This is a genomic window from Psychrobacter sp. 16-MNA-CIBAN-0192, assembly GCF_040309565.1.
Taxonomy (GTDB): Bacteria; Pseudomonadota; Gammaproteobacteria; order Pseudomonadales; family Moraxellaceae; genus Psychrobacter.
Genome location: NZ_JBEOOX010000629.1, coordinates 1 through 243 on the forward strand (window position 1 = coordinate 1; position 243 = coordinate 243).

Annotated in this window: 1 protein-coding gene; it reads left to right on the top strand. The window is 52.7% G+C overall.

The window, feature by feature from the left end; genetic code table 11:
* The coding region (locus tag AAEY78_RS14645) for a type II secretion system protein GspI (RefSeq protein WP_352340191.1) at positions 1 to 243 on the top strand (243 nt) is incomplete at both ends.

Consider the following 243-nt stretch of genomic DNA (forward strand, 5'->3'; position numbering starts at 1 on the left):
GTGCGTATCTCAGCTCGGTTGATGTGTTGCGTACCCGTACGCTGGCTCATTTCGTTGCCCAAAACGCGGCTGCCGATTTACAAATCCAAGAGACATGGCTAACCGCCAATCGCAGCCAAACGCTTAATGCGCAAGGTCGGGATTGGCAGGTGATGATGACAATCGGCGATACCATTAGCCCCGCCTTAAAGCAGGTAACTATCGCTGTTGCACCTATTATCGATGGACAGACAGGCAGCACAG